Raw genomic sequence first — 15,918 nt, 5'->3', positions numbered from 1 at the left:
CCCCATCCTCCCATCCGCTCCCTGCGCGCCGAGCGGGGCCCGGGTCAGCGGCCGAGGTTCTCGATCACCTCGGCGCCGGGGAGTGCCGCGAGCACCGGTCCGGGGAGGAAGAGTTTCGCGCCGCGGACGCCTGCTCCTACGACGACGCCGTCGGATGCCGCGACCGCGGCGTCGATGAGGATCGGCCACTCCGCGGGCAGGCCGAGCGGGGTGATCCCGCCGAACTCCATGCCGGTGAGAGTGACCGCTTCCTCGGTCGGGGCGAACGAGGCGCTCCGCACGTCGAGGCGGCGGCGGACGAGGCCGTTGACGTCGGCGCGCGTGGTGGCGAGCACGACGCACGCGGCGAATCGCACGTCCCCGCCGCGTTTGCCCTTGATGACGACGCAGTTGGCGCTGCGGTCCAGGGGCGAGCCGTAGCGCTCGCAGAACGCCGCCGTGTCGGCCAGCTGCGGATCGATCTCCGCCACGCCGACGGAGGTCGCGGCATCGGGGTTGAGCGCGAGGACGGCGGCGGCCACCCGCAGCGGCAGGAGGTCGCGACGCTCGAGCGCGGGGACGGGTGAGAGGGATCCGGCGGCAGACCAATGCACGCGACCAGTGTAGGAACGGCGGGCGGATGCCTCGCCGTCGAGCGACCGGCCGATCCGCTGCCGGGGGGCGCGGGTAGAATCTCGTCTCGTGCTGTTGTGCGTCTCCGCGAGTCACAAGACCGCGTCCTTCGAGCTGCTCGAGCGCCTCAGCGTCCCCGCGACCCCGATCGCGCCTCTGATCGCGGCGCACTCCGAATGCGTGCAGGGCGCCGTCGTGGTCGCGACGTGCAACCGCTTCGAGGCCTACGTCGACATGGACGAGCCGGTGACCGCCGCATCCGCCGTGGGGCTGGAGGCCACCTTCGCCGCGATCGAGCAGGCGACCGGTGTACCCGCCGAGGAGCTTGCCGGATCGTACGAGGTGCTCGGCGGAGACGACGTCGCCGAGCACCTGTTCGCGGTGGCATCCGGGCTCGAATCCGTCGTCGTCGGGGAGGGCGAGATCGCCGGCCAGGTGCGCCGGTCGCTGAGCGAGTCGCGTCGGCTCGGGGCGACGTCCGCGGAGCTCGAGCGTCTGTTCCAGCGCGCCTCCGAGGCGCAGCGCGGCGTGAAGAACTCCACCGCGCTCGGCCGCGCCGGTCGCTCGCTCGTGCGCCTGGCTCTCGAACTGGCCGACAGCCGCATCGCCGACTGGGCGAGGCTGCGCGTCCTCCTCGTCGGCACCGGCTCGTACGCCGCGGCGACGGTCGCAGCGCTGCGGGACCACGGCGCCGAAGACATCTCCGTCTACTCCCCGTCCGGACGCGGTGCGAAGTTCGCCGCCAAGCACGGCCTCTCCGTCGTGGCCGCCGAGCGCTACCCCTCCGCAACGGCGCACGCCGATCTCATCATCACGTGCACCTCGGCCGAGCATCCGGTGCTCAGCGCCGCGACGCTCGCGGCGGGGGTCGGCGGGTTCGAGACCGCTCTGGCCGGTGCGCCGGCCGCCACCGGGCACGCGCCGACGCCGCCGTCGCGCCGCATCGTCATCGATCTCGGCCTTCCCCGCAACGTCGACCCCGATGTCGCGACGGTCGCCGGCACGGACGTGCTCGACCTCGAGACGATCCGCCTCCACGCCCCGCTCGAGGAGCTGCAGGCGACGGATGCGGCACGCGAAGTGGTGCGCTCGGCCGCCCGCCGGTTCGCGGTCGCCGGTGAGCGCCGCAGCGTCACGCCGGGAGTGGTCGCCCTCCGCACGAGCGCGTTCGCGGCCCTCGACGCCGAGATCGCGCGCGCCCAGGCACGCGGCGACGACGACGGCCGCACCGAGCAGGCGCTGCGCCACCTCGTCGGCGTGCTGCTTCACACGCCGACCGCGCGCGCTCACGCGTTGGCCGAGCAGGGGCGCGGCGACGAGTATCTCGCCGCCCTGTCGACGGTGTTCGGCATCGACGTCGCCGACGACGTGGACGAGGCGGCATCCGGGGACGCCGGGGTCGCCTGAGGGCCCCCGCACAGGCGTCGCGCTTTTAGCACAACAGGAAATCTTTCTCATCTGTCTGTTTGCCGCGGGCATCGTTGCATACCCTGGGACGGCGACGTCTGATCGACGAGGGCAAAGGAATGGGGACGACATGAAGTTCGCGATGGGATCCGACACGCTCGGAGTGCTCGGCAAGGCCACTTCGGGTTCGAGTGACGAACTCGCGCTGCTGGTGCGCCAGCTGCTCGAGGCGGCCGAGCCGCTCGAAGGCCAGTTCCAGGGCGCAGGCCGTGCCGCCTTCGATCGCTTCAAGTCACGCACCGACGCCATCTCGGGTGAGCTCAAGCTCGCCCTGGACGGCGTGCTCGGTGGTATCGGCGGCATGGACCGCTCGTTCCAGGAGGGCGAGTCCGACATGGTCGACTCGACCACCAGCCTCGAATCCGGATCTTCGTTCGACGCCGCGCGCTTCGGCGCCCGCTGACCGGAAGGACATCAGACATGGCCAACCAGGGTGACCGCCGCGACTACAACATCGCGGCATCGCAGAATGCTCAGGACAACTTCAACCGCGTCGCGTCTCAGCTCGAGACACTGATCGACCAGCACGACCGCGACGTGAATGCCGCGATGTCGGACTACGCGGCCGAAGGCGTGTCCGAGGACTACCGTGCGAAGGAACTGCGCTGGAAGAACGCCGCCGCCGAGGTGCGCGGAATCATCCAGACGCTGCGTTCCTCTCTCGAGCGCAACGACGAGTCGGCCCAGACCGCTCTGAGCAAGGCACGCGCCGCCGTCGAATCCATCGGCTGATCGTAGGGACCCATGACGAGTTGGAGCATCCAGCCGTCCGGGGTCGTCGCCGTACTGCAAGACGTCAACGTGGATGCCGAGGCCCTCGGCACCGCGTTGAACGGTCTGACGCCCGCCCTGGAGGGCGGCGTCACCGCCACGCAGTCCGCCGCGATCGCTGACGCTGTGCAGTCGTACTTCCAGCAGCTGGAAGGCCCGCGCATCCAAGGCATGAGCACGCGCATCGGTGCCGCGGCATCCGGCGTCGTCGAGGCGACGCAGGCGTACGTGAACGGCGACCTCGAGATGGCGGCCAACGCGCAGACGGCCGCCCACGCCACCGTCTTCCCTCCCGACCTCCCCCGCGGAGCCATCTGATGCCTTCTGCAATCGACCCCTCCGCGATCCCGGGCAAGGACATCGACCCCGACGCGATCGCCACCAACGCCGGCACCGTGTCGACCATCGCGACGCAGGTGCGCGATCACGGCGCCGCGGTGCACCGCAAGTGGCAGGGCATGGCCGCGGTGTACGTCGCGCCCGAGTCGGGCACCGTCCTGGACCTGATGTCGCCGGTGAACTCGCAGGCCACGCTCGTGGGCGACAACCTCACCACGGTGTCCTCGGCGCTGGCGGACTTCGCCGAAGCGGTACGGCCGATCAAGACCGCCCTGGACCAGTTGCGACTGGACGCCGAGGCGTTCCGCGCCGAGATCGCCGGCGGGGTGAGCGTGCGGGAGGTCAACCCCGCCTGGCAGTCGGCGCAGTACTCCGGCTCGTGGAACGCCTACGGCGCGACGACGGACTCGGATGTCGAGCAGTACCGCACGGTCACGAAGGAGTGGCACGAGGTCCAGGAGTACGTCGACCGCAACAACGATCTCATCCGCGACGTCAACGCGCAGCAGGTGCTGCTGTGGGAGGCCGAGCGCGACTGCGCGAACAAGATCCGCGCCCTCTACGGCGCCGATCCGCTGCGCTCGGCGCAGTCCGAGGACGACCCGCTCGCGTACGGCCTGGACGAGATCCCCGAGGGCACCGAGATGCCCTGGGGCGCAGAGGTCGAACGCACCGAGGGATGCGGTGAGGCGACGGCGAACTTCGTCTTCAAGGACTTCCTGTGGGAAGGCATCGTCGTGAACGGCATCTGGGGTACCGTCGAGGGCCTCGGCACGCTGGTCCTCGGCTACAACCCCGAGACGGGGGGCTTCTTCGACGGCGAGGTGTGGGGCGGCGCGTGGACCGGCCTCGGCATGATCGTCGCGGCGGGCGCGATGAACACCGGCGTCCTGGCGCCGCTGTTCCAGGCTGACTCGATGATGGAGCAGTTCGGCGGCGGCGGGTTCCTCCCGCAGGAGGTGCGCGACTTCAAGGCGCAGGCCGATGAGACCGCGATCAACGCCGGCAAGGCGCTCATCGCGTGGGACAAGTGGCAGGACGACCCCGGCACGGCGCTCGGCGAATCGGTGTTCAACATCGGCACCGCCCTCATCCCCGGGGGCGCGGCCATCGCCGGCGTGAAGACCGCCGGAACTGCCGCATCCGTCCTGTCGAAGATCGCCCGCTTCACCGACATGGTCGACCCCGCGTCGTGGGCTCTCAACGGCACCCTCAAGCTCGGCGGCGCCGCCCTCGGGAGCCTCGACAACCTCATCGGCAAGCTCGACATCAAGCCTGCCGACGTGAACCTCGGTCATCCCGAGGTGTACACCGCGATGGACGTGGACTCGGCGTTGCGCGCGCTCGACGAGTGGGGAGTGAACACCAACGACGTCTACGCGCGAGTCGACGCGAACGGCACCTCCGTACTGGAGTTCCCCGGCGGCGTCATCGAGCTTCCCGACGGAGCGTTCAACGGCGGCATCCGCGCAGGCGACGGCGGCGCGGATGCCGGGGTGACGGCGCCCGTGCGCGAACCCGAGCTGGTCAACGCCGGCGGTGTCCGCGGCGAGACCGGCGCCGGCGCGGTCGACTCCCTCGTCGACGACGCGCCGGTGCGCACCGAGACCGGCGGCACCGGCGGCGACTCCGCCGTCATCCGCGACCCCGAGACCACCACGGGCGGGACCGGCGACGGCAACGCGACCGGGGGTCATGGCGGGTCGGGTGCCACGCACGGCGACGCGGGAGACGGCGGCCCGAGCGGGGACGGCGACGGCGGGTCGGGCGCAGCTGACGCCACCGACGCCTCGTCGGCACCGGGCGACTCCGGTGCCGGGTCGACCGGCGACGGCGACGGCCCGACCGGCGGCGCGAGCGCAGCCGAGGGGAACGGCGCCGGCGACGACGGCTGGACCAGTTCCGAGGGGGCCGACCTGTCGCTGTCGCCCGAGCAGAAGGCCGCGGTCGACGAGTACCTCGACGGCTCTCGCGCCGCGGAGTCGCGCATCACCGCCGACATCCAGTCCGTGCAGTCCGCGCACCCCGGCGCCCGGCTGGAGGGGCTCGAGTACCGGCTCAAGGGCGACGAGTCGATGTACCGCAAGGTCGCGACGGAGCTCGACCAGATGGCGCCGGGCGCGCCGGCCGGCCCGGTCGTCAGCGGCATGAAGGACAGCATCCGCTACACCTTCGTGGTCGCCGACGACGCGTACGCCTCCGGGGTGAACGGCATCATCCGCGATCTGACCGAACGCGGCTACGAGCCCACGGGCGCTCTCAAGAACACGTGGGGCTCCGACGGCTACCAGGGCATCAACAGCAACTGGGTGGATCCGCAGAGCGGGCGCATCATCGAGGTGCAGTTCCACACCGACTCGAGCCTCGCCGCGAAGATGGAAGCCCACGGGCTCTACGAGCAGTCCCGGCTTCCCGGCCTCGACGGCGAAACCGTGGCCCGCCTCGAGGCGGAGCAGAGCGAGATCTTCGGCCGGGTGGATCAGCCCGACGGCGCCGCCGACATCGACTGGCCGGGTGATGCGCAGACCGGCGGCGCGGCCGACACCCCCCTCACGGACCCCGCTCCCCACGACACGTCACCCGCGCCCGCCGGCGCCGGCGTGGACGACCAGGCGTTCTTCACCGACGCGCTCGCCGATCACCACTGGTCTGCCGCGGAGGCGAACGAGGTCCGCCGGACACCGCTCGAGGATCTCGACGACCTTCAGGCCGAGGCGATCCGCGACCTGCGCGACGCCGTGCCGCCGGTCACCCCGGACACGGCGATGTCGAAGGTGATCCCGGTCGGAGACATCGAGAAGTACATCAGCGGGGAGTACTCCCAGCTGGGCGGGTTCATGACGCGCGCCGCCGACTACGACGGCGGCACACGCGCGCTGGCCGACGTCGTCGAGGAGCTTCGGCTCGACTACGCCGACAGCCCCTTCGTGCGGCCGGATGCGGACAGCTTCGCCGTGATCGACTTCCAGGCCGGGGATGGCGCGACCTTCGACGTGCCCTACGCCCCGCGCCTCGGCGGGTCGCACGACTGGCCGCCGCCCTTCACCGGGAACGGGTTCACCGCCGCCCCCGGCGACATCATGGTCCCGGAGTTCGTCGCCTCCCACCGATTCACCCCTCCGGAAGGCGCACTGATCTCCGTGGTGGACAATGGAGTCAAGACGCCGGTGGCCGTCTTCTCGAACGGCGAGTTCCATCGCATCGGAGGTGCGCAGTGACGATCGCCCTGACGAGGGACGGCCTGTACGCCCGCGTCGAGGATCGGGTCTACGCCGCGAACCGCGACACGCACGGTCGGCTCGTCGTCACCTCGACCGATCCCGAGTCCACCCGCCGAGGCTTCGTCGACCGTTACGGCGTCGGAACCTTCACCAAGATCGTCACGCCTGCCGAGCTGGACGGTCTGTTCCGTGTCGCGCACGAGGGCACCTACCGCGGCCGGTCCGTCGCCGTCGCGGTGAACGCCCGCGGCAGGGTGCTGGTGGGCACCGAGCGCGCCGACGTCGCGGACGCCCTCGAGCTGCCGCGCGTCGACAAGGCGTGGTGGGAGCGGGAAGTCCTTCCGGATGACCCGGATCTGTCGATCGAAGAGGTCCGGGCCGACGTGCCGCTGGAGCCGACCGGGCCGCTCTCGCGCGAGCTCGACAGGTATTTCGCCCAGTTCGGACCCGATCGCACGCCCAACGGGCTCCTTCGCCGCCATTACACGCCCGAAGGACACGAGGACCAGGTCCTCCGCGATGTCGACTCCTGGAAGCCGGACGTCCACGGCAGCGTCCAGCAGGCCATCGTCAACCGGCTCGAGTCGCCGCTGGAGGAGGTCACCCCGGAGCAGGCTGCCGAGTTCCAGGAGATGGTCGCGCGCCGAACCTACCGGCCCTTCTCGCGGTAGCGGGGCACCGGCGCATCGCGCGCATCGAAGCGCGAACAATAGCGCGTCGGCGGGATCGGCCGCACTCCCCACCCGCCGTCTCCCGCGCCGGCGCCGAGCCCGTCTAGGATCGAGAGGTTCACCGGGAGGGGATGACCGATGACCACACAGGAATCGCTGCGTCTGGCCGACGTCGATCCCCTCGTGCTCACCACTCGCGCCCGTGCGGGCCAGATCGCCGGCGCGACGCTCATCGACGGCGTGATCCCGCTCGCCCTCGTGGCATCCGGCGTCGTCGCGATCGTCACCGGCTACATCGGACTCGCCGTCGCGCTTCTCGCGGTCGCCGCGGCGCTGGGAGCAGCGACGCTTGTCCAGGTCGCCCACACCGGGCAGTCGATCGGGGGCCGCGCCGTCGGCGTCCGCACCGTCAAGCGCTCGACCGGCGCCGCCGCGGGCGGCGGCTTCCTCGCGGCCGCGTTCTCCCGGGGCCTTGCGACCTTCGACCTGCGGCGCGGACGCGATCCGTTCGCCCCCGCCCTGGCACCGTTCCAGTTTCCGGAGCGGCTCGCCCAGCCACCGCTTCCGCGCCGCCCCGCGCGCGCCGGGGCACCGCTGGTCCAGCTGGACTCCGGGCAGCGGCTCGTCCTCGAATCGGCCCTCATCCTGGGGCGCAATCCCTCCGCCCCGGCGGATGCTCCGGCAGAGGTCTTCCAGTGGCCCGACCTGTCGCGGACCCTGTCGAAATCGCACGCGCGGCTGGAGTGGGACGGAACGCGCGTGTGGGTGACCGACCTCGGCTCGACCAACGGCACCTTCGTGCGCACCGGCACCACCTCCCAGCCGCTGCTTCCGCACCAGCGGACGCCGCTGCCCTCGCCCGCCTCGCTCGAACTCGGCGACCGGGCCGTCACCGTGCACGACGCGTCCTGGCAGGAGGCCTCCTGATGAGCGCCGATCACCCCCTCGTCGACGGTGCCGGCGAGCACTGGGTCCTCACCGAGACCCGCGCCGACGTGCTCGCCCTCACTCAGGGCATGAGCGACCTCCTCGGCCGCACCGCCGCCGAGGGTCGCCGGCCCCTGGTCGTCTCCGGCGAGTACGCGCGCATGACGCAGCCGCTCGCCGAAGCCCTGTCGGCGGTTCACGGCCACTGGGTCGTTCGCACGACGGCCGACGGGTGCTACGACACGCGCACCGGCGCCGCCCTCGACTCTCCCCCCGATGTGCTCGACCTGCCGCCGCATCCGTCGCGTGACGGCGTGCACCCGGCGTTCCTCCGGGCGACGATCAGCAACCGCCTCCACCTCGTCGTGACGGCGTCGACCCGCCACCGCGTGAGTCGCCCGGTGCGACTGGGCGGCGTTCTCGAGTCGATCGCCCAGGAGACGACGGGAGCACCGCCCGAGCACTGGGGCGCGCTCGAGCCGATGCTGGCCGGCTGGGACCGCGACGACCTCACCGAGCGGTCGCGGCGACGGATGCCGACCGACAGCCGATGGGCCGCGGTGTCCAGCGGCGCGCATCCGCTGGTCGCGACGCTCGCCGTCGCGCGCACGAGCGAGGGGCTCGAGGAGACCACGCGCGTCTGGGTCGACGCCGACGACGCGCGCGGAACGGTGGGGGAGCGAGGACGGCAGCTGCTGGCCGCGGCCGCCACGATCGGCATGCCGCTCATGGGGGTGGCCTTCGCCGCGATCGGTTCCCCCGATCTCGCCCGGCGCCCGACGGCGTCGCCACCACCCGAGCCGCTCGCGCTGCTGGTGGGACCACCCGGTATCCGCGCCCTCGGCGTCGACGCCGTGAAGTGGACCGGAGACGTCGGCGGTGCGACAGTCGGAAGCCCGCGCCTGCCCGGAGTGCTCATCCCGCTCGGCTCGGTCGACGGCGGTGGATGGCAGCGCCTCGCCGAGGTCCTCGCACCGCTCGACCGCGAACGTGTGTGGCGGATGCTGGGGCTCGCGCCGTTCCTCGCCTCCGCCCTTCTCGAACGAGAGGGGGGCAGCTGATGCCCGATCAGCGCGACACGGTCCTCGTCGAGCAGGCGAAGATCCAGCGGATGCGCCTCGGCGCCGCACTGCTGTACGGCCACATCCCCGAGCGCCGCACCATCAACGACCACATGAAGCGGCTGATCGGCTCGATCATCGTCGCCGCCGTCGCGTGCGCGGTGTGCGCCGGCATCTCCTTCGTCGGCCAGATCCTCGCCGATCAGGCCGCCGCGAAATCCGCCACCTCGACCGTGCGCACGGTCGCTCCCCCCGCATCGGAGGCTCCGTGAGCGTCTACACCCGCGTCACCGTCGTCGGCGCGTCCGGCCGCTGCGAGGTCGTCGTGCCGAGCGACGAATCCGTCGGGGCAGCCCTCCCCCGCCTGCTGGAGCTGCTCGGGGAGACGGAGGGTACGGTGGCGCGTCCGCTGGCACTCGTCACCCCCGACGGCGAGCAGCTCGACATCGCGCGGACGCCGACGCAGCTCGAGCTGCTCGACGGTACGATGCTGCGGCTCGTGAGGCTCGAGGCGGCACCCCCGCCCCCGGTCGTCATCGATGTGACGGATGCTGCGGCCGACGCGCACGACGCCCGCCCCGACCGGTGGGACGCCCGCGCCCGCATGGGAGTCGCCGGCAGCGCCATCGCCCTGGCATCGGCCGTCGGCGGCCTCCTCGCTCCCTACGGCACCGCGGAGATCGCGGCATGGGCGCAGCTCGGCGTGCTCGTCGCACTCGTCGCCGTGGCGGCGGGCGTCGGGCTGGCGGGCCTGCGCCGGGTGGCGGCGTGCGTGAGCGCCGCCGCCGCCGGTGTCTCCCTGTCTCTCGCGGTCGCGGCGAGCTCCGCCGCGGCGGATGCCGGCAGTTCGCTCCTTCTCGCCGCGGCGGTGGCGATCTCGGCTCTGTCGACGGTCGTGCTCGGCGGGGTGGGGCTCGGGCAGCGCTCGCCCGGGGCGCTCGCGGGCGGCGCCCTCGGCGGCGTGCTCGGGTCGCTGCTGCTGATCCTGCTGCTCACGGGGGTCGACGCCACCGCATCCGCCGCCATCACCGGCACGGTCGCCGCGTTCGCCACCGGGCCGCTCCCGTGGATCGCCCTGTCGGCCGCGGGGCTCACGACGCTCGACGGCCGGGCGGCGGGTGGCGAGGGCGTCGCCCGCACGCAGGCGCTCACCGCGATCGACGATGCGTACGCGTCCCTCACCTGGAGCGTCGCCGCTGTCGCCGCCGTCCTCGGGGCCACCGGCGTCGCGCTCGTTCTCACGGCCGAGCTGTGGCCGGGGCTTCTCGCGCTCGCGTTCGGCCTCGTCGCGGCGCTGCGGTTCCGCGCGTTCCCCCTCCGCGCGCAGGGCTGGGCGCTGTGGGTGGCCGTCGCCGCGCTCGCCACGGCGGCGCTCGTGGTGAACCTCGCCGGCGGGCGCGGATGGCTGGGCGCTGCCGTGGCCGCAGTCGCGGCCCTCGCGATCGGAGCGGGCGCGCTCGTGTCGCCGCGTCCGCACGTGCGGGCACGGCTGCGCGGACTCGGCAACACACTGGAGACCCTCGCCGTCGTCGCGCTCGTACCGCTCCTCCTCGGCGCGCTCGGGATCTATACCGAGCTGCTCAGCATGTTCGGCGGCTCCTCGTGACCGCGCTGGACGTCCGCGGTCTTCCTTCGGCGCTGTTCGGCAGCGCCGTCGGGACCCAGAGCCGGTTCGCCGCGCAGGACGCAGCCATCCGCTCCGCACTGTCGACCACTCGTCGCATCGGCTTCGTCTCACTCAGCCCCGAGCCCGCCGTCACCGCCCTGGCGCTCCAGGCGACACGCACGATCGCCGCCCGTCGCGTCGAGCCCGTGCTCGCCGTGGACGCGACGACCGACGGCGCCTTCGCGCGAGCGCTGGGCGCCGAACCGACGCCGCCGAGTGAGGCGCGCGCGGCGGCGCGGACCACCGCCGAGGCACTCACCGGCCTCGTCGAGCGCGAGGGCGTCGTGACGCTGCATCCGCCCCTCGATGACGGGGCGGTGGGGATGTGGCTGGCCGAAGCAGCGCCGATCACGCGATTCTTCGACATCGCCGTGACCGACTTCGGCGCGCACCATCCGCTCGCCGACCTGGGGTCGTGCGCGGCACTGTGCGACATCGTGTGCGTCGTGAGCAGCGCCGATCGCGCATCGACCGAGCAGGCCCGCTCCGTGCTGCCGGCGATCGCCGACCTCCCCGAGGCGCCCCGCCCCGTGCTCGCGCTCGTGTCGGCCACGGGCGACGGCGCCGCCGTGGCGCGCGCGGTGCGCTCCGCCACACCCCATCCGGTCCTCGCGATCCCGTCCGATACCGGACTGCGGAGCGCGGGTGCGCCGCGGAGCCTCGCCGCTCGCCGGGCTCTGTTGTCCCTTGCCGCCGTACTGGTGACCGGTGCGGAGGTGCACGCATGACCCTCCGCGTCGTCCACCGCCCGGCCCGCATCACCGAGCCGGTCAGCCCGCCGGCCGATGTCACGCTCGCGCCGCCGCCGCCCCTCGGCGACAACGCCGCGGGATTCCCCATCCAGTCATTGCTCCCCGTGGTGGGGAGCCTCTCCTCGATCACCATGATCGTGCTGCTGCGCAACAACCCGATCATGGTCGTCGTGGGCGCGGTCATCCTCGTCGTGGCTCTCGTCGGCGGTGTGGGGATGGCGTTCACGTCGCGCGGCAACGCCGCACGGCAGCGGCGCGTGCAGCGTGAGCGCTACCTCGACTACCTCGAGGAGACCCGCGAAGACGTGCGCCGCCGGGCGGATGCCCACCGCGAGGCGTCGCTCGCCCTGAACCCCGCGCCCGCCACGCTCGTCGAGATCGCGGCCAGTCCCGCCCGGCGGTGGGAGCGGCGCCCCGGCGACGCCGACTTCCTGCGCGTGCGCGTGGGCACCGGCGACCTCCGCGCCATCGAGGTCGCACTGCCGCCGGAGCAGAACCCCGTGCAGCCGTTCGACCCGGTGATGCGGGACTCCGCCGAGCGCATGGTGCACCTCGCCGGCATCGCGCAGGGGATGCCGGCGACCGTCGACCTCGAACGCGGCGGATCCGTGTCGATCGTCGCCGACCGCAGCGCCGGGCTCGAGACGTGCCGCGCGCTCGCCGCGCAGATCGCGGCGCTGCACTCCCCCGACGACGTCCACCTGGCCGCTGTCATCCCGGAGGGCTCCCACGGACAGTGGCGGGGCTTCGACCTGCTGCCCCACGTCAGCGCATCGGATGTCGCATCCGGCGCCGTCGCGGCGCGCCGTGTCGCCCCGACGCTCACCGAGCTGCTGACGCTGTTGCGCGGCGAGCTGCGCGATCGCATCGCCGCCGCCGCGGCGCACCGCCGAGCCGGGCGCCGCATCAAGCCCGGACGCCTCGTGATCTTCGTCGATGAGGACGGCGAAGCCGCCTCCGCTCTCCCGCGCCTGGACTCGGCGTTCGACCTGGCCGACCTCGGGATCACCGTCGTACACCTCGTCGACGACCGGCTCAAGGAGCCGTCGGCCGTGTCGTCACGTGTGACGATCGCCGACGGGGCGCTCACTGTCGAGACACCGGGGACGGGCGACGACGCGGTCACCGGCATCCGGCACGACCGCGTCGGCACAGCGCTCCTGGAGGTTCTCGCGCGCCCGCTGACGGGTCTGCGCCTCACGCGCACGAGCGCCACCGACAGCGGCACGGTGCTCGCTCCGGACGTCACCGAGCTGCTCGGCGTCGCCGACGTCGAGGCCATCGACGTCCGCACGGCCTGGCGTCCCCGCTCGGCGGGCGACTTCCTGCGCGTCCCGATCGGCATCGACGACCGTGGCGCGCCCGTGCTGCTCGACCTCAAGGAGTCGGCCCAGCTCGGCATGGGGCCGCACGGCATCTGCATCGGGGCGACCGGCTCGGGAAAGAGCGAGCTCCTCCGCACCCTCGTGCTCGGCCTCGCGCTCACGCACTCGCCGGATGACCTCAGCATGATCCTCGTCGACTACAAGGGTGGCGCGGCATTCGCGCCGTTCGCGGGACTCCCCCACGTCGCCGGCATCATCGACAACCTCGCCGACGACCCGCAGCTCACCGAGCGCGCGCGGGCGAGCATCCAGGGGGAGGTCGTGCGCCGCCAGCGCCTGCTGAAGGAGGCCGGCAACGCCGCATCCATCGGCCACTACCGCCAGCTGCGGCGCGAGCGCGACGACCTGCCTGCCCTCCCGCACCTCTTCCTCGTGATCGACGAGTTCGGCGAGCTCCTCACCGCCGAGCCCGACTTCGTCGAGCTGCTCCTCACGATCGGCCGCATCGGCCGCTCGATCGGCGTGCACCTGCTGCTGTCGAGCCAGCGCATCGAGGCGGGTCGCCTCCGGGGGCTCGACACGTACCTGTCGTACCGCATCGGTCTGCGGACCTTCTCGGAGGCCGAGTCGGCTGTCGTGCTCGACAGCCCGGATGCGTTCCACCTGCCCGCCATCCCCGGGTTCGGATACCTCAAGGTCGACACCTCGGTGTACACGCGCTTCCGCGCCGGGTACGTGTCCGGGCCCGTCCCCGAGCGCGCCGAGCGCGGACCGCAGCGCGACGACGCGCCGCCGGTGCTGCCTCTGCCGCCGTACGACCTTCCGGAGGACGAGACGCCGGATGACGCCCTCGCCGACAGCGCGGAGCCCGAGGCCCCCGCGACCGGGCGCACCCTCGTGCAGGCCGCGACATCCGCCCTCACGCGCGGTGTCGCCCGCACGCGACCGGTGTGGCTGCCGCCGCTGCCACCCGTCCTCACCCTTGGCGGCGTGCTGCCCAGCGCCGAGTCCCCCGGGGGCGGGGGCCTGCGCGCGCCCATCGGACTGCTCGACGACCCGAGCCGCCAGCAGCAGGCGCCGTGGCTTCTCGACCTCACGCGCTCCGGCGGTCACGTCTCGATCACGGGCGCACCGCAGTCGGGCCGATCGACGTTCCTCCGCACGCTCGCCGTATCGCTGGCGTTCACGCACTCACCGCGCGAGGTGAGCGTCTACGGAATGGACCTCACCGGTGGGGGCCTGTCCCGCATCGAGCCGTTCCCGCATGTCGGCGGGGTCGCCACGCGCGGCCACCGCGAGCGACTCTCCCGCCTGCTGGAGGAGCTCACCGGCATGCTGGCCGTGCGCGAGCGCGTCTTCCGCGAGGCGAACCTCGACTCCCTCGCCGACATGCGCCGCCAGCACGCCGCGGGGCGCCTGCCGCAGCTTCCGAGCGCCGACGTCGTGCTGCTCGTGGACGGACTCGGCGCCGTGCGCACCGACTTCGAAGACCTCGAGACGCCGCTGGCGCAGCTGCTCGAGCGTGGCGGCAGCTTCGGGATCCACGTCGTGATGACCCTCTCCCGCTGGAGCGAGCTGCGGATGAACCTGCAGAACCTCGTCGGGACCCGGCTGGAGCTGAAGCTCAACGACCCCGCCGACTCGCAGATCGCCCGCAAGCTCTCCACCACCCTGCGCGCCGACGAGCCGGGCCGTGTGCTCACCGGCGACAAGCTGTTCGCGCAGATCGCGCTGCCGCTTCTGGAGGAAGCGGAGGACGACGACATCGGCGCCGCCCTCGAGCGGATCGCGCGCGAGACCGCCGCGCGCTGGGAAGGCCCTGAAGCGGCCCCCATCCGCCTCCTGCCCGAGGTGCTCTCGGTCGCGGAGCTACCCGACGCGCTGGACGAACCGGACGAGATCCCCGTCGGCATCCGGCAGGACACGATGCAGCCGGTCGCGCTCGACCTCGCCTCCCGCGACCCGCACCTGCTCGTCCTCGGCGACAGCCGGTGCGGCAAGACGACGACCCTCCGCGGCATCGTGCAGGGGGCGATCGACCGCCACTCCCCCGAGGAGCTCGTCATCGCGCTGATGGACTCGCGCGGCGAGCTCGCCGACGACATCCCCGACGCCTACCTCGGCGGGCACGCCACCTCGGGGCGGCAGGCGCGGCAGCTGGCGGAGTCGATCGCGGCCGAGCTCGAGAAGCGGGCCGCCGACCGCGGCGCCGGAGGTCCGCGCATCCTCGTGGTCGCCGACGACTTCGACATCCTCGCCGCGGGCGGCACCGAACCTCTCCGTCCGCTGCTGCCGTATCTCGCGTCCGCGCGCGACATGCGCCTCAACGTCGTCGTGAGCAGACCCGTCGCGGGAGCCGCGCGGGCGATGTTCGACCTGGCGCTGCAGGGCATCCGCGACACCGGCGGAACGGCGCTCATCATGTCGGGAGACCGCGCGGAGGGGCAGCTGCTGCCCAAGCTCTACGCAGAACCGATGATCGCCGGTCGAGGGCGCCTGGCCCGCCGTGGCGAGCGCCCCACGCTGGTGCAGGTCGCCCACTTCGCGACCGGGCCGGGCGACGCCCCCGCGGTCCCGTCCCCGCCGGAGGAGGCGCCGACTCCGGAGACCGTGCCGCCGACCCGCCGAGCGATGAGGAGGACGGATGCCTCGTAGCAGCATCGCCCTGACCCCGTCTCCCCTGGATGCCGACGCGATCTCCCGCGGCGCGTCATCCGTCCACGCTCAGGCCGGCGAGGACGCCGCGGAGTTCGAGCTGCGGGTGCTCGACGGCGGTGCCGTGCTCCAGGTGCTCTTCGACGACACCGTGGTGCTCTCGGTCCTGCGCCCTCGCCTTCTTCCGACGCCGGCCGAGTTCGCGCGTGTCCTTCCGGGGATCACCGCACCGCCGGATGCGCAGTGGTGGGCCGAGGCGTACACGCCGTGGCATCAGGGAGGACTGGTGGGGACGGCGATCCTGGACGCCGCGGCATCCGGCGGCCTCGTCGTGCACCAGAACCCCCCGCCGGCCGTTTCCCCGCCGTCGGCCTGAGCCGCGGCGCGGCGTCCGCCGGACGCGGTCAGCATTCCGGATGGACCCGCCGATGCCGCCCCTCCGGCCGATCCC

General features: G+C 72.8%; 14 protein-coding genes. 13 read left to right on the top strand and 1 reads right to left on the bottom strand.

Annotated elements, in window-relative coordinates; translation table 11 throughout:
* Positions 1–44: 44 nt before the first annotated feature.
* Positions 45–593, bottom strand: a complete 549-nt coding sequence (locus tag ACTU3I_RS03380; RefSeq protein ID WP_442924210.1) for a YbaK/EbsC family protein — start codon at positions 591–593, stop codon at positions 45–47.
* Between the two features lie 88 nt (positions 594–681).
* Here ACTU3I_RS03380 and ACTU3I_RS03375 point away from each other — a divergent pair, with 88 nt between their 5' ends.
* From ACTU3I_RS03375 to ACTU3I_RS03315, 13 genes are all read left to right on the top strand, one after another.
* Positions 682–2,019, top strand: a complete 1,338-nt coding sequence (locus tag ACTU3I_RS03375) for a glutamyl-tRNA reductase (protein ID WP_442924209.1) — start codon at positions 682–684, stop codon at positions 2,017–2,019.
* Positions 2,020–2,149: 130 nt separating this feature from the next.
* Positions 2,150–2,482, top strand: coding sequence for a hypothetical protein (locus ACTU3I_RS03370; protein ID WP_442924208.1), 333 nt, complete (start codon positions 2,150–2,152; stop codon positions 2,480–2,482).
* 17 nt (positions 2,483–2,499) lie between these two features.
* Positions 2,500–2,811, top strand: coding sequence for a pore-forming ESAT-6 family protein (locus tag ACTU3I_RS03365; RefSeq protein ID WP_442924207.1), 312 nt, complete (start codon positions 2,500–2,502; stop codon positions 2,809–2,811).
* A 12-nt stretch (positions 2,812–2,823) separates the two neighbouring features.
* Positions 2,824–3,168, top strand: coding sequence for a DUF6507 family protein (locus ACTU3I_RS03360; protein ID WP_442924206.1), 345 nt, complete (start codon positions 2,824–2,826; stop codon positions 3,166–3,168).
* The gene (locus tag ACTU3I_RS03355; protein ID WP_442924205.1) at positions 3,168–6,407 is read left to right on the top strand and encodes a hypothetical protein; all 3,240 of its coding nucleotides are present in this window, start codon (positions 3,168–3,170) and stop codon (positions 6,405–6,407) included. The genes ACTU3I_RS03360 and ACTU3I_RS03355 overlap by 1 nt, the downstream gene beginning before the upstream one ends.
* Positions 6,404–7,081 (top strand): hypothetical protein, encoded by a 678-nt coding sequence (locus tag ACTU3I_RS03350; protein WP_442924204.1) that lies wholly within the window; start codon positions 6,404–6,406, stop codon positions 7,079–7,081. The genes ACTU3I_RS03355 and ACTU3I_RS03350 overlap by 4 nt, the downstream gene beginning before the upstream one ends.
* 138 nt (positions 7,082–7,219) lie before the next feature.
* Entirely contained in the window at positions 7,220–8,008 is a 789-nt protein-coding gene (locus ACTU3I_RS03345; RefSeq protein WP_442924203.1) for an FHA domain-containing protein, read from the top strand.
* Entirely contained in the window at positions 8,008–9,069 is a 1,062-nt protein-coding gene (locus ACTU3I_RS03340; RefSeq protein ID WP_442924202.1) for a DUF6177 family protein, read from the top strand. The genes ACTU3I_RS03345 and ACTU3I_RS03340 overlap by 1 nt, the downstream gene beginning before the upstream one ends.
* On the top strand, positions 9,069–9,341 hold the full coding sequence (locus tag ACTU3I_RS03335) for a hypothetical protein (protein WP_442924201.1): 273 nt from the start codon (positions 9,069–9,071) through the stop codon (positions 9,339–9,341). The genes ACTU3I_RS03340 and ACTU3I_RS03335 overlap by 1 nt, the downstream gene beginning before the upstream one ends.
* Positions 9,338–10,675: an EsaB/YukD family protein gene (locus tag ACTU3I_RS03330; protein WP_442924200.1), complete on the top strand. Its 1,338-nt coding sequence runs from the start codon at positions 9,338–9,340 to the stop codon at positions 10,673–10,675. Before ACTU3I_RS03335 ends, ACTU3I_RS03330 begins: the two co-directional genes overlap by 4 nt.
* Positions 10,672–11,463, top strand: coding sequence for a hypothetical protein (locus ACTU3I_RS03325; protein ID WP_442924199.1), 792 nt, complete (start codon positions 10,672–10,674; stop codon positions 11,461–11,463). The genes ACTU3I_RS03330 and ACTU3I_RS03325 overlap by 4 nt, the downstream gene beginning before the upstream one ends.
* Positions 11,460–15,467, top strand: a complete 4,008-nt coding sequence (gene eccCa / locus ACTU3I_RS03320; RefSeq protein WP_442924198.1) for a type VII secretion protein EccCa — start codon at positions 11,460–11,462, stop codon at positions 15,465–15,467. Before ACTU3I_RS03325 ends, eccCa begins: the two co-directional genes overlap by 4 nt.
* Positions 15,457–15,843 carry a hypothetical protein gene (locus ACTU3I_RS03315; RefSeq protein ID WP_442924197.1) on the top strand — a complete coding sequence of 129 codons (387 nt, stop codon included), beginning with the start codon at positions 15,457–15,459 and terminating at the stop codon, positions 15,841–15,843. The genes eccCa and ACTU3I_RS03315 overlap by 11 nt, the downstream gene beginning before the upstream one ends.
* The last annotated feature ends 75 nt before the right edge of the window (positions 15,844–15,918 follow it).

The organism is Microbacterium sp. RD1, assembly GCF_052220165.1.
Lineage (GTDB): Bacteria > Actinomycetota > Actinomycetes > Actinomycetales > Microbacteriaceae > Microbacterium.
The sequence above is the reverse complement of the archived record's forward strand: the minus strand, read 5'-3'. Positions and strand labels throughout refer to the sequence as shown.